Source organism: Streptomyces sp. SID486, assembly GCF_009865385.1.
Classification (GTDB): domain Bacteria; phylum Actinomycetota; class Actinomycetes; order Streptomycetales; family Streptomycetaceae; genus Streptomyces.
Genome location: NZ_WWJT01000070.1, coordinates 33704 through 47160, shown reverse-complemented (window position 1 = coordinate 47160; position 13457 = coordinate 33704). Strand labels below are relative to the sequence as shown.

The following is a 13457-nucleotide window of genomic DNA, read 5'->3' as shown; positions in this document are numbered from 1 at the left end:
CCGGGGCCGTAGGCCGCGCGGAACGCGCGAGGGCGGACGCGCGAGGGCGGACGCGCGAGGGCGGACGCGCGAGGGCGGACGCGCGACGGCGGACGGGCGACGGCGGACGCGCGACCGCGAACGCGCGACGGCGGACGCGCGACGGCCGCACGTCCCGACGTCTTCCGTCGGGTCGTGCGGCCGTCTGCCGTGCGGGGACGTCCGGTGCGGACGGTCCGGTCCGGGGGCCGGGTCAGCCGATGGACACCTTGTCGGCCGGGACCTCGGCCTCGGGGACCGGGCGGTTCGCGGTGAGCTTCTGCTTCACCGCGGCGATCACCAGCACGATCGCCGCGACCAGCAGGGACAGCAGCACCGTCTCCCGGCCGTCGTGCTCGGTGTCGAACAGCATGTAGATCAGGACGAACACGATCATCCCGGCCGTCGCCCAGGTCAGGTACGGGTACAGCCACATCTTCACGACGAGCTTCTCCGGCGCCTCGCGCTGGAGGATCTTCCGCATCCGCAGCTGCGAGAAGCAGATGGCCAGCCACACGAACAGGGCCACCGCGCCGCTGGAGTTCAGCAGGAAGAGGAAGACGGTGTCCGGGTACTGGTAGTTGAAGAAGACCGCCACGAACCCGAAGACGACCGAGGCCAGGATCGCGGTCCGCGGCACACCGCGCGAGGTGGTGCGGGCGAACGCCTTGGGCGCGTCACCGCGCTGGCCGAGCGAGAAGGCCATCCGGGACGCCGTGTAGAGGCCGGAGTTGAGACAGGACAGCACCGAGGTCAGCACGATGACGTTCATGACCTCGCCGGCGTGCGCGATACCGAGGGAGTTCAGCGCGGCGACGTAGGAGCCGTCCTTCTTGATGGACGGGTCGTTCCACGGCAGCAGCGTGACCACGACCAGGATCGAGCCCAGGTAGAAGACACCGATACGCCAGATGATGCTGTTGGTGGACTTGGTGACCGCCTTCTGCGGGTCCTCGGACTCGCCGGCCGCCAGGGTGGCGATCTCGCTGCCCATGAAGGAGAAGACGACCAGCAGCACACCGGTGAGGATCGCGCCCGGACCGTGCGGCAGGAACCCGCCCTCGCCGGTCAGGTTGCCGAAGCTGGCCTTGTCCGCGTGCACGCCCGGCAGCACGCCGAACACGGCGAGCAGGCCGACGACGATGAACGCGCCGATCGCCACGACCTTGATACCGGCGAACCAGAACTCGAACTCGCCGTAGGAGCCGACCGAGACCAGGTTGGTGGCGGTCAGGACGAACATCACGATCAGCGCCCAGCCCCATTGCGGGACGGCCGGGACCCAGCCTTCGAGGATCTTGGCACCGGCGGTCGCCTCGACGGCGAGCACGACGACCCAGAAGAACCAGTACAGCCAGCCGATGGAGAAACCGGCCCAGCGGCCGAGGGCCCGGTCGGCGTGCGCGGAGAAGGAGCCGGAGGTGGGGTTGGCGGCGGACATCTCGCCGAGCATCCGCATCACGAGGACGACGAGGGTGCCGACGAGGGCGTAGGACAGCAGGATGCCGGGGCCCGCCGTGGCGATGCCGGAGCTGGAGCCGACGAAGAGTCCGGCTCCGATCACACCTCCGATGGCGATCATCGAGAGATGGCGGTTCTTGAGGCCTGCTTGAAGTCCGGAACCAGGGGTCATGGACGGATTTCCTTTGCGCCGGTGGAGCGTTTCCCGTACGAGGGGGGTGCCGTTGTGGGGCTGGGTACGGGATATCGCACGAGCGGTGTACGAGTCGGTCCAGTGAATCCGAGGCGAACGAATTCGGGAACCTCTGAATCCGTATCGTTACTTGAGGTTGCCTTGAGGTTCTATGGTCTGGCTCACATTTCGGGCGCAGGCTCCGCGTCCGCACCCGAGGCTGCTGCCCCGCCACCGCCGTGTCACACTCGTGGCATGCGCGTGTATCTCGGCTCCGACCATGCGGGCTACGAACTGAAGAACCACCTCGTCGAGTGGCTGAAGGCCGCGGGCCACGAGCCCGTCGACTGCGGGCCGCTCATCTACGACGCCCAGGACGACTATCCGCCGTTCTGCCTGCGCGCCGCGGAGAAGGCGGCGGCGGACCCGGACGCCCTCGGCATCGTGATCGGCGGTTCCGGCAACGGTGAGCAGATCGCCGCGAACAAGGTGAAGGGCGTGCGCGCGGCGCTGGCCTGGAGCGAGGAGACGGCGGCGCTCGGCCGGCAGCACAACGACGCCAACGTGGTGGCCGTGGGTGCGCGGATGCACAGCACGCAGGAGGCGACCAAGTTCGTCGAGGTCTTCCTGAACACCCCGTTCTCGGGTGACGAGCGGCACATCCGCCGTATCGACATGCTGTCGGCGTACGAGACGACGGGCGACCTCCCCCCGATCCCGGCCCACCACCCCCAGCAGTAGCCCGGCCCGGCCCGGACCGTCATCCCGGCCGAAGCCGCCGGCTCGGGGCCGCGCCCGTGGCCCCTGCCACCCCGGACGCCGGGGCCCGGCTCCCGCGGGGGCCGCGCCCCGGCGTCCGGTGCGCGGAAGAAGGACCCGGTGTGCGGAAGAAGGAAAGGACACGTCAGCCGTGCCGGAAGGGCACACGATCCACCGGTTGGCCCGGGACTACGCCGACCGCTTCCAGGGCGGTCCCGTCCGCGTCACCAGCCCCCAGGGCAAGTTCTCCGACGCCGCCGCCCTCCTGGACGGCACCGAGCTGACCGCCACCGAGGCCCACGGCAAGCACCTCTTCCTGGGCTTCCGGGCCGCCGAGTGGGTCCACATCCACCTCGGCCTCTTCGGCAAGGTCGGCTTCGGCGACGCCCCGGCGCCCCCGCCGACGGACACCGTCCGGCTCCGGCTCACTAACGACCGGTCGTACGTCGATCTGCGCGGCCCCACCACCTGCGCCCTGATCACGGACGCCGAGAAGGCGGCGGTCCACGCCCGGCTCGGCCCCGACCCGCTGCGCGCGCACGCCGACCCGGACGCGGCGTACCGGAGGATCTCCCGCAGCCGCACCACGATCGCCGCGCTGCTCATGGACCAGAACGTCGTCGCCGGCGTCGGCAACGTCTACCGCGCCGAGGTCCTGTTCCGGCACGGCATCGACCCGTACCGCGCGGGCCGGGACATCACCCCGGCCGAGTGGGACGCCCTGTGGGCCGACCTGGCCGAGCTGATGCGGGACGGCGTACGCAACAACCGGATCGACACCGTCCGCCCCGAGCACACCCCGGAGGCGATGGGCCGCCCGCCCCGCGTGGACGACCACGGCGGCGAGGTGTACGTCTACCGCCGCGCGAACCTGCCCTGCCACATCTGCGGCGCGGACATCCGCACCGCCGGCCTCGCCGCCCGCAACCTCTTCTGGTGCCCGGGCTGCCAGCGGAGGTGACCCCGGGCCACCTCGTCCGGTGCCCCGGCTGCCCGGGGAGGTGACCCCGGGCCACTTGGTCCGGTGCCCGGGGTGCCGACGGATGTGGGCCTCGGGCCACGTGGTCCGGTGCCCGGCTGCCCGCGGAGGTGGCCTCCGGGCGCGTCGCCTAGAAGCCGTGGGGCAGCCAGGGGGCCACCGGTGAGCCGAACGCCACCGACGCCTCCGCCAGCGCCCCGGGCCGCGCCTGCCGCACCCGCCCTGCCGCCGCCAGCGACAGCAGGCTCACCCCGCCCAGGTAGGCCGCCCCCAGCTCCCGTACGGACAACGCGAGATCGGCCGGGTCCGCCGTGCGCTCGCAGGACGCGCCCTTCGCGTCTCCCGTCAGCCGCCAGCGCCCGGTGTTCCACGGGCAGAAGGCGTCCTCGACCTCGAACACGACGTCGACGGGCGTCAGATACGTACGGGCCGACAGGGCCGCGCCCACGTCCACGAGGCGGACGTACCCGGCGTCCCTGGACTGCACCCGGCAGCGGCGGATGTCGGAGACCAGGTGCTGCCAGGCGTCGTCGACCGGCCGGCTGCGCACCTTCAGCGTCGTCATCAGGTCGACGCCGAACAGGAACCGCCACAGCGCGGCCTCGCTCGCCGGGTCCAGCGCGGCCAGGCCCTCCAGCGACACCGTGCCGTCGTGCCCGCTCGGCCCCCAGCCCATCTTGGTGCGGAAGCGCGCGTACCCGGTGACCTCGCCGTCCCGTTCGGCGAGCACGCACTGCAGGGCCGACGCCCCCTCCCGCCCGCTCTCCGGGTCGAGCAGACCGGCCCGCTCCCAGCCGGGCTGCCGCGCCAGCATGCCGGGGCGGCCGGGCACCAGGGCCGCGTACACCGCCTCGCACGCGTCCAGGACGTCGGCGGGCGCCGCGTAGCGCAGCCGCACCTCGTCGGTGCCCTCGGGCACCGCCAGCGTCACCCGGCCGGTGTCGATCTCGGCGCTGAGCTGGGACGTGGCCGAGCCGTACCCGAACCGGCCGTAGATCGCCGGCTCGGAGGCGAACAGCGCGGCCAGCGGCTCGCCCTCGGCGCGCGCGTCGTCCAGCAGCCGCCGCATCATCGAGGTCAGCACCCCGCGCCGCCGGTGCGTCGCCGCCACACTGACCATCGTCACGCCGGCCGTCGGCACCACCGCCCCGCCCGGTACCGTCATCCGGAAGCTGAAGGCCCCGGACGTGCCCACGAGCGTGTCCGCGTCCCAGACGGCGAGGGAGCGGTCGAACTCGGTGACCGTTCTGTCCAGTTCGCGCTCCTCGGCCGAGGCCGGCCCGCCGCCGAAGGCGCGGAGCAGGTGCTCCCACCACCGGTCGAACTCCTCAGGGCGCAGTGTCTTCAACTCGGTTCCGTCCTCAGTCCCCATGGGCCATGCCTATCAGGGCGTACGGGGACGAGCCAGTGAATTTCCCCCCGCCGGCAGGCGGCGCGACCGGCCAGGCGAACGCCGAAGCGGAACCTCGCAGGGGGGACAAGTGGGACCTCCCGTGCCAAGCGGCCGGTCGGCTGGATAGGGTCCCGAACTGATGGCAGCAGGACGACAGCGGCGCGCGAAGGCCGAGACGTTCACGGCCCGGTGGAAGATGCAGTGGCACCGGGCCCGGGTCGGGCTGCGCAGAAGCGCCGTCGACTACTTCCGCGGCGACGGCTCCGACTGGATCGCCTTCGCCGGCCTGCTGCTGGCCGTCCCGGTCCTCGCGGCCATGACGCTCCTCGACTCGGTGTGGTGCTCCCCGGCCACCCTGGTGCTGCCGATCGTCGCCGGCGGCCTCCTGCTGCGCCCGGCGAGCCTGCTCGGCCTGTACGCGGCGGCGGCCACCGCGCTGATCGTGGAGTCGGTGCGGCTCGGCCCGTACACCGAGGGACCCTCCCGGGTCACCCCGGGCATCGTCCTGGTGGTGGCGGCGTGCGGTTTCTTCGGGCTGCTGACCGCGCAGTTCCGCAGCCGGGTCGGCGTGCCCTGGCGGCGCGGCGGCACCATGCTGTTCGACCTGCGCGAGCGGATCCGCGTGCAGAGCAAGCTGCCGAATCTGCCCAAGGGCTGGCACCACGAGATGGCGCTGCGCCCGGCGGGCGGCCAGTCCTTCTCCGGTGACTTCGTCGTCGCGTCCCGCACGAACGGCGGCCGGACCCTGGAGGTCGTGCTGACCGACGTGTCCGGCAAGGGCATGGACGCCGGCTCGCGCGCCCTGCTGCTGTCCGGCGCCTTCGGCGGCCTCGTCGGCTCCCTGGCCCCGCACGCCTTCCTGCCGGCCGCCAACGGCTACCTGCTCCGCCAGGACTGGGACGAGGGCTTCGCCACCTCCATCCACCTGGTCCTGGACCTGGACTCCGGGGACTACGAGCTGTACTCCGCCGGTCACCCGCCGGGTCTCCAGCTGAGCGCGGGCAGCGGGCGCTGGGAGGAGAAGGCGGCCGACGGCCCGCTGCTCGGTGTGTACGACGGCGCGCAGTTCGACCCCGTGAAGGGCTCGCTGCGCCCCGGGGACGTGTTGATGCTGTTCACCGACGGTCTCGTGGAGACGTCCGACCGGGACATCGTGGAGGGCATCGACCGGCTCACCGGCGAGGCCGACCGCTATGTGGCCGGGGGCTTCCACGGCGCCGCCTGGCACCTCATCGAAGCGGTCGCCAAGGACGTCAACGACGACCGGGCACTGCTGCTGATCTGCCGCGAGGCGGCCGTGGCGCGGTGAGCGGCGGGGCCGGAGCACTCGCGAGGCGGCCGTGGCCCGGTGAGCGGTGAGGCCGGAGCACTCGCGAGGCGGCCGTGGCGCGGTGAGCGGTGAGGCCGGAGCACTCGCGTAGGCGGCCGTGGCGCGGTGAGTGGCGGGACGAGCGGGCCCGGAGCCAGGTGCGCCCCTCCGCGGCGCACGCCCCCACGGGAGACGGCCGGGGACGGCACGGGCGGTCCGTGGACGGTCCCCCGGCGACCCCGGACATCCCGCGCACGAGACACTCGGGGCATGACCCATCTCACCCTCGCCGAGGTCGAGGCCCTCGCCCGCGGCGCCCACGACGGGCAGACCGACAAGGCCGGACGGCCCTACGCCGAACACCTCGCGGCCGTGGCCGAGGGCGTCCGCGCCCGCGGCGGCGATCCGGAGCAGATCGCGGCGGCCTGGCTGCACGACTCCGTGGAGGACGCCGCACTGAGCGAGGAGTGGCTGGCCACGGCCGCCCTGTCCGAGCGCACCAAGGCCGTCGTGCGGGCCCTCACCAAGCGGCCCGGGGAGCCCCCGGAGGCGTACGCCGCCCGGATCCTCACCACGCCCGGCGCCCTGCTGGTGAAAGAGGCCGATCTGGCGCACAACGCCGACCCGCGGCGCCTCGCGGTGCTCGACGAGCCGACCCGGGACCGCCTGACCGAGAAGTACGCACGGATGCGTGCACTCCTGGGCCTGACCCCCGAACCGGCCTGAGCCCCGAACCGGCCTGAGCCCCGAACCGACAGGCACGCCGGCCTCTGGACTGAGACCGGACCCGGGACCGAGACCGGAACCGGACCCGGGGCCGAGACCGGAACCGGACCCGGGACTCGACCCGCACCCTGAGCCGGAACTGCGGACTAGGCGCCGACCTTCTCGTGCTCCATCTCCCGCTCTCGCTCCCGCTCCCGGCCCCGCTGCTGCCGCTGCCGCCCGCGGGCCAGCTCGGCCGCGTCCTGCTTGAACGCCCACTGCATACGCGGCTCCATCGCGAAGCGGAAGACGCGCTGCACCGGCCGGGTGCACAGCACCGTGACGGCGGTCGCGGCGAGCAGGGTCACCAGGATCTCGCCGAGCGGACGGTGCAGCCAGGCGTGGTCGAACCAGCCGCGGTAGTCGGCGAACTTCACCAGGAAGCCGTGCAGGAGGTAGCCGTAGAGCGTGCCCGCGCCGAGGGCCGTGAACCACGTGCTGCGGCGCGGTACCCAGGAGTAGAAGCAGGCCGTCAGCACCAGTGAGCAGCCCATCATGGCCAGCGTCATCACCGGGCCGTACCACCAGGGCGCGCCCAGCTCCTGCGCCGCGTCGCGGTGGTAGAACCACGCGGTGGTCATGCGCGGCACCGCCCACCAGCCGATCGCCAGCGCCAGCGCGAACACCGGCACCGAGGCGATCCGCACCCAGCGCCTGCGCACCAGTTGGAAGTGCTCGGGCTTCATGCACAGGCCCAGCACGAAGTACGGCAGGAACTGCAGCACGCGCTGGAGATCGAGGTCGTCACCGATGCCCGGGCTGACGGTCGCCAGCATGGCGATGCCGAGGGCCACCGGCAGCGGCCGGCGCAGCAGCTTCCAGACGGGCGTGGTCAACCGCCAGACGAACAGGGCGACCAGGAACCAGGTCAGATACCAGGGATCGAGGAGGGTGATGTCCTCGTGGGAGCCGGTGACGAGGTTCTTGAAGAGCGGGTACGCCGTCTCGAACAGCACGTACGGCACGGCGACCCCGGTGATCAGCCGCTTCAGCCGGTCCGGGCGCATGTCGAAACTGCGCGAGAAGAAACCGGAGATGATGATGAACGCCGGCATGTGGAAGGAGTACACGACGGTGTACGCGGCCTCCAGGACGCGGCTGTCACCCTTCAGCGGCTCCCACGAGTGCCCCATGGCGACGAGTGCGATCGCCAGGTACTTGGCGTTGTCGAAGAACGCGTCGCGCTGTCCGGCGGGTCTGTCCGGTGCCGTTCGCGGCCCCGGCCGCTCCTGCGTACTCGTCGGGGTACGCGGACCGGGTACTCCGTCCGCGGGCGACTGTGCCGGGGGGAGCGGCCTGCGGTTCTGGCCGGGGGACGAGGCGGCGTCAAACATCTCAGGCACCCTAGCGTCGCCCGCGGGATTTCGTAAAACTCCCGCGATTCATTCCTGGTTATCGCGTTCGGATACCCCCCGATTTACCGAACCAGCCTCTTCAGTTCATGTGATGGTGCGCACGGGCGGGTCGCCAGTTCACCCTTGATGTCCCGATTCATCCAGACTAATTGGGGCATACGTCACCCCTGTGCTGTCAATTCGAATTACCTACGCGCAAGTTGTGTGGACACGGAAACGGAGTGGCGTAATTAATCGGTGAGTCGCGTGTGGGTGCCCACTCGAATTACTGTGCGGAAGATCGCCCGCGCCGGGTTCCAGCCCGACGTTCCGTCATGGGCCGCATACCAGGGCCGGGTTGGTGGCACGATGGTTCTGGCGGGGGTGCGCGGACCGTACCTCCGGGCCGGGAGAGCGGACCGACCGAGGGTGTGATCAGTTGTGGCCATTTCACTGTCTGTGGTGCTGCTGTTGGCGATCATCCTGGTGGTGCTGATCCGAGGGGGGAACATCAAGGCCGGCCCCGCCATCGTCGCGATCCTCTTCGGTTTCTTCCTCGCCTCGACGGGCATGGCGCCGTCGATCAGCCGCTTTCTGAACTCGATAGCGGACTCGATCAACTCGATCAGGTTCTGAGCACCCGGGGGAGCCGGTCTGAGCTCCGGGGGAGCCGATGATCAGACCGGCGCCCGGGTAAGCCGGCGATCACACCCCCGGCTCGCCCGGGGAAGCCGACGATCACACCCCCGGCTCGCCCGCCCTGCCCCTGCTCTCAGACCTCAGCCAGTGGCTTGACACTCCCTGGGGTCGGTTACGACTGCCACACCTGCGGCAAGCATCCTTGCGGCCACAAGGTCTGCCAGCTCTTCATCACAGATGACCTCGGCCATCGGCGGATCACCTCTGAGGATGGGCAGGTAGCCGGCGTCGCTTCGGAAGAGTGCCCACTGATCCCGTTCGGTGGTCCACATCCGCTCGTACTCGGTGAGGTCTCGGTCACTCATGGACACCCCCGGGCGGCAGCGTAGCGCGCAAAGTGGGGCACGACCCGGTGCCCGTCCAGGGGCGCCGCACCGCCGGATGTGCGGCCCTCCCTGAGCCTGCCGGGTGCGCCTGTGGTGGCACGGGCCGGCTGGACGGCGCTGCGGCTTCTGCGGGTGGGGCGGGGACGTGCCCTCGCGGTCGGCGGGCGGTGCCCCCTCCGCCTGGAGCGGCTGCACTCGGCGGCACCCGGAGGCACACAGGGGGCACGAGAACCTGATCACGTCCCGGGAAACACTCAGGACCAGGCGGAGGAATGATCCTCTGGCCTGGCCCTGAGTCGTCGAGAGCGGGCGACGGGAATCGAACCCGCGTAGCTGGTTTGGAAGATCGCGTATGCGGATGGGCGCTGACCTGGCAAGGGGCTGATCTCGCGGTTTCCAGCGTCCGCGCCGAGGTTCCCTGTTGTTCCCCAATGGGTGCTGCCCGATCGGGCACGTGGGGGGCACGTGTGCCCTTCTCCCGGTCTCGCACCGCAGGCGCCGCATCTCGCGCCCTCGAACCCCTGCGTGGCCGGTAGGCGCCGTTCTGCGGCGTCGGTGTCCTCTCGCAGGTGATCTTGACCGTTTGCCAGGTGAGTTTGACCGGCGGGGAGACCGCAGGTCAGGTGTAGACGTTGCGTCCATACTCCTCGCGGCTCACCTGGAAGTCGTCCGGCCGGTCGCGGCGGAGCTGCTCGTAGCGGACCCCGAAGAGGTCGATCGCTTCGTGGAGCGTGCAGCCGGATGCGTCCATGATCGCCTTGAGGGCCAGGATGATCCGATGGTCCAGGATGTGGCGGTCCACGCTCTCGGGCAGGTCGTCCATGGGCTGACCGTACCGACAGGCGTTCGACCGCGCCGGTCAATATCGCCTGGCATCCGGCCAAGATCACTTGCCCGAACGCACTCGGCAAGCCGCGCCCTACCCCTACCTCTATCCACCACTCACCCCACCTTCCATCCCGTCCGCCGTCGACCCACACACCGTGGAGCGGGTGTGGTTCAGGGGCGTCAAGGTGGAGCGCGCCACTGTACGAACGACCTTGACCTACGCCGGCGACACTTACCACCTCATCCGAGCCGGCCTCGTCGGCGACCCCGACAAGGGCACCCCGCACACGATCCGGGATCACCCCCGCGTCTTCGCCACCCTCACCGCGCCCTCGTTCGGCCCCATCCACAACCGGCCCGGCAACCGGCCCTGCCGCTGCGGCACCCGCCACGCCGAGGACGCACCCGAACTCGGCACCCCGCTGGATCCCGAGACGTACGACTACGCGGGCGCCGTGCTGTGGAACAACCACGCCTCGGAACTGTGGCGGTACTTCACGATCTAGCTGCGCCGTGAGATCGCCCAGCGAGCAGGCCTGACGCAGAAGGCGGTGTCTACCCCGGAGCGGCCCACCGCCTCCGTCCTGGACGTCTTCGCCATCGCCGACGCCTCACAGCCGCGCCACCGCGCCCTGGTGCTGCTCGGTGCGTTCTGCGCCCTGCGGTGGGGCGAACTGGTCGCACTGCGCCGACGCCACGTCGACCTGGAGGCAGGCATGATCCGGGTGCGCGGCTCGGTCTCCGAGCTGAACAACGGCGGGCGGATCTACAAGGCGCCCAAGAGCGAGGTCGGGCAAGCGGTCGGTGGCCTTTCCGCGCTCGATCCTGCCCGCGGTGGCCGCCCATATGAAGCAGTTTGCCGAGCCCGGCGCTGACGGCCGCGTCTTCGTCGGAGAGAAGGGCGCCACACCTCGCCGGAACCACTTCAACGGCTGTGGCACAAGGCCTGCGCCGAGGTCGGCATCAAGGGCCTGCGCTTTCATGATCTTCGGCAGCACACCTCCGGCAGCCGTGAACGGGAGATCGCCGACGCGGTGGACGGGGTGATCGTGAACGCTCTGAAGCGGCGTCGCCGGCCGAAGGGGCACGCGGGGGACACGGACGACTGAGCGGTCCCCGGAATGACTGAAGGCCCAGGGAGAGGAAATCAACCTCTCGCCTGGGCCTTCGGCGCACAGAGCGGGCGACGGGAATCGAACCCGCGTAGCTAGTTTGGAAGACTAGGGCTCTACCATTGAGCTACGCCCGCAACACTGCGCCGCAGGTCGGTGACCGCGGCACTGAAGGCATCGTAGCGGGTCGCCCGCCGCCGAGGCCAACGGGTTCGGCGGCGGGCGATCCGGGCGTGCCGCCCCCGGGAATACGACCGACGGAAACAGCCGGGGCATGTACCCTACGTGTCGCACCAGACGGGGTGTGGCGCAGCTTGGTAGCGCGTCCGCTTTGGGAGCGGAAGGCCGTGGGTTCAAATCCCGCCACCCCGACCACCGGCACCTGACGCCGTGATGATCGCCTTTTGGGGCGCTGACCCGCTGCGGTTACTATGCAAGCTGCGCGCCCGTGTGTCCCGGCCCACTCGGCCTACGAACTCCTCCGGGCGGCGAAATCCGCCGGACCAGTCTGGCTCCGGCAGAACCCAAGAAGTCAGCCACAAGGAGACCGAACCGTGAAGAGCGCCGTGGAGACCCTGAACCCGACCCGGGTTCGGCTCACTGTCGAGGTGCCCTTCGAGGAGCTCAAGGACAGCCTCGACGCGGCGTACAAGAAGATCAACCAGCAGGTCACGGTGAAGGGCTTCCGTAAGGGCAAGATCCCGGCCCGGGTCATCGACCAGCGGTTCGGCCGCGGTGCGGTGCTGGAGGAGGCCGTCAACGACGCGCTCCCGAAGTTCTACACCGAGGCGGTCAACGAGGCCGAGCTGAGCCCGCTGGGCCAGCCCGAGGTCGACATCACCGAGCTGAAGGACGGCGAGACGCTGAACTTCACCGCCGAGGTCGACGTCCGCCCGGCCGTGGAGATCCCGGACTACTCCGGTATCGAGGTCGAGGTCGACGCCGTCGAGGTGACCGACGAGGACATCGACAAGTCGGTCGAGCAGCTCCGTGAGCGCTTCGCCTCCACCTCCCCGGTCGAGCGTGCCGCCGAGGACGGCGACGTCGTCACCATCGACCTGGAGGCCAAGGTCGACGGCGAGGTGCTGGAGGACGGCATCGCCAACGGCGTCTCCTACACCATCGGCTCCGGCGAGCTGCTGGACGGCATCGACGACGCCGTCAAGGGCAAGTCCGCCGGCGAGGAGGCCACCTTCACCTCCGAGCTGAAGGGCGGCTCCGCCGCGGGCAAGGAGGCCGAGGTCACCGTCAAGGTCACCCAGGTCGCCGCCCGTGAACTGCCCGAGCTGGACGACGACTTCGCGCAGCTCGCCTCCGAGTTCGACACGCTGGACGAGCTGAAGGCCGACAGCCGCAAGCGCCTGGCCAACATGAAGCAGTTCGACCAGGCCACGCAGGCCCAGGAGCGCGTCCTGGAGAAGCTGCTGGAGCTGGTGGAGGTCCCCGTCCCCGAGAAGCTCCTCGAGGACGAGGTCAACACCCGCAAGCACAACCTGGAGCACCACCAGCTCGGCCAGATGGGCCTCACCCTCGACAAGTACCTGGAGATCCAGGGCAAGACCGCCGAGGAGTTCGAGACCGAGACCCGCGAGGCCGCGGTCAAGGGCATCAAGACCCAGTTCGTCCTGGACGAGCTGGTCAAGAAGGAGCAGCTGAACGTCAACCAGGAGGAGCTCACCGAGCACCTCATGCGGCGTGCGGCCTCCTCCGGCATGTCCCCCGACCAGTTCGCCCAGGCCGTCGTCGAGGGCGGCCAGGTTCCGCTCCTGGTCGGCGAGGTGGCCCGCGGCAAGGCCCTGGCCGTCGTGGTCGAGGCCGCCACGGTGAAGGACACCAACGGCGAGGTCGTCGACCTGGACGACGAGGAGGAGACCGAGGCCGCCGAGGCGTCGGAGACCTCCGAGGAGAACGCCGAGGGCTGAGCGGCCCCACGGCGCCTGTGAAGCGCACACGACGGGCCCTGGGGACTCTCCCCGGGGCCCGTTCGTCACCCCGGCGGCAACCGCCGGCACCCTCCCCGGCGCCCTAGGGCGCCCTACGGCGCCCTCCGGGGGCCCCTTCGTCACCCCGGGCCGGGACCGCCGGGGCGACGGGCACGGGACCTCGGTGACGCACCGCTGCCCCGCGTGAGCGCTACGCCCCCGGCGAACACTCCCATCTCCGGGATTCCCCGGAGGGGCCTGAGCGTTAGGGTCCATGAATACGGGGGCAGGGGAGTCTCCTGAAACCCCCGCCAAGCCCCCGGCAGGACGACGTGAGACGGCCCGGCGCCGTCGTAAGACGAGCAGGTGGATACGTGACG

12 protein-coding genes, 2 tRNA genes and 1 pseudogene are annotated in these 13457 nt (G+C 70.7%); 9 read left to right on the top strand and 6 right to left on the bottom strand.

What is annotated here, in order from left to right:
• Window positions 1-232: 232 nt before the first annotated feature.
• The gene (locus GT045_RS03470; protein WP_161333259.1) at window positions 233-1651 is read right to left on the bottom strand and encodes an amino acid permease; all 1419 of its coding nucleotides are present in this window, start codon (window positions 1649-1651) and stop codon (window positions 233-235) included.
• A gap of 255 nt (window positions 1652-1906) precedes the next feature.
• Here GT045_RS03470 and GT045_RS03465 point away from each other — a divergent pair, with 255 nt between their 5' ends.
• Window positions 1907-2392 (top strand): ribose-5-phosphate isomerase, encoded by a 486-nt coding sequence (locus GT045_RS03465; protein ID WP_161297743.1) that lies wholly within the window; start codon window positions 1907-1909, stop codon window positions 2390-2392.
• 169 nt (window positions 2393-2561) lie between these two features.
• Entirely contained in the window at window positions 2562-3371 is an 810-nt protein-coding gene (locus GT045_RS03460; RefSeq protein WP_161333258.1) for a DNA-formamidopyrimidine glycosylase family protein, read from the top strand.
• A 148-nt stretch (window positions 3372-3519) separates the two neighbouring features.
• Here the strand turns inward: GT045_RS03460 and GT045_RS03455 are convergent, their stop codons facing one another.
• Complete coding sequence (locus tag GT045_RS03455; protein WP_161333257.1) at window positions 3520-4761, bottom strand: GNAT family N-acetyltransferase; 1242 nt, start codon at window positions 4759-4761, stop codon at window positions 3520-3522.
• A 160-nt stretch (window positions 4762-4921) separates the two neighbouring features.
• Here GT045_RS03455 and GT045_RS03450 point away from each other — a divergent pair, with 160 nt between their 5' ends.
• The gene (locus tag GT045_RS03450; RefSeq protein ID WP_161297739.1) at window positions 4922-6091 is read left to right on the top strand and encodes a PP2C family protein-serine/threonine phosphatase; all 1170 of its coding nucleotides are present in this window, start codon (window positions 4922-4924) and stop codon (window positions 6089-6091) included.
• 270 nt (window positions 6092-6361) lie between these two features.
• Window positions 6362-6817 (top strand): HD domain-containing protein, encoded by a 456-nt coding sequence (locus GT045_RS03445; protein WP_161333256.1) that lies wholly within the window; start codon window positions 6362-6364, stop codon window positions 6815-6817.
• A gap of 146 nt (window positions 6818-6963) precedes the next feature.
• Here GT045_RS03445 and GT045_RS03440 read toward each other — a convergent pair whose 3' ends face one another.
• On the bottom strand, window positions 6964-8190 hold the full coding sequence (locus GT045_RS03440; RefSeq protein WP_161333255.1) for an acyltransferase family protein: 1227 nt from the start codon (window positions 8188-8190) through the stop codon (window positions 6964-6966).
• A 441-nt stretch (window positions 8191-8631) separates the two neighbouring features.
• Here GT045_RS03440 and GT045_RS03435 point away from each other — a divergent pair, with 441 nt between their 5' ends.
• A complete protein-coding gene (locus GT045_RS03435; RefSeq protein ID WP_073894178.1) occupies window positions 8632-8826 on the top strand; it encodes a hypothetical protein in 195 nt (64 codons plus the stop codon).
• A 143-nt stretch (window positions 8827-8969) separates the two neighbouring features.
• On the opposite strand, the gene GT045_RS03430 is transcribed toward GT045_RS03435, so the two are convergent.
• Window positions 8970-9194, bottom strand: coding sequence for a hypothetical protein (locus tag GT045_RS03430; protein ID WP_161333254.1), 225 nt, complete (start codon window positions 9192-9194; stop codon window positions 8970-8972).
• Window positions 9195-9834: 640 nt separating this feature from the next.
• On the bottom strand, window positions 9835-10038 hold the full coding sequence (locus GT045_RS03425; protein ID WP_161333253.1) for a hypothetical protein: 204 nt from the start codon (window positions 10036-10038) through the stop codon (window positions 9835-9837).
• A gap of 220 nt (window positions 10039-10258) precedes the next feature.
• On the opposite strand from GT045_RS03425, the pseudogene GT045_RS03420 reads away from it, so the two are divergent.
• Window positions 10259-10546 (top strand): annotated as a pseudogene (locus GT045_RS03420) (replication initiator); the annotation flags it as partial.
• A 48-nt stretch (window positions 10547-10594) separates the two neighbouring features.
• Window positions 10595-10918 (top strand): hypothetical protein, encoded by a 324-nt coding sequence (locus tag GT045_RS03415; protein WP_161333252.1) that lies wholly within the window; start codon window positions 10595-10597, stop codon window positions 10916-10918.
• Window positions 10919-11221: 303 nt separating this feature from the next.
• Here GT045_RS03415 and GT045_RS03410 read toward each other — a convergent pair.
• A tRNA-Gly gene (locus tag GT045_RS03410) sits at window positions 11222-11292 on the bottom strand.
• A 161-nt stretch (window positions 11293-11453) separates the two neighbouring features.
• On the opposite strand from GT045_RS03410, the gene GT045_RS03405 reads away from it, so the two are divergent.
• A tRNA-Pro gene (locus GT045_RS03405) sits at window positions 11454-11530 on the top strand.
• Window positions 11531-11709: 179 nt separating this feature from the next.
• Window positions 11710-13077 carry a trigger factor gene (tig, locus tag GT045_RS03400; RefSeq protein ID WP_161333251.1) on the top strand — a complete coding sequence of 456 codons (1368 nt, stop codon included), beginning with the start codon at window positions 11710-11712 and terminating at the stop codon, window positions 13075-13077.
• Window positions 13078-13457 lie beyond the last annotated feature (380 nt).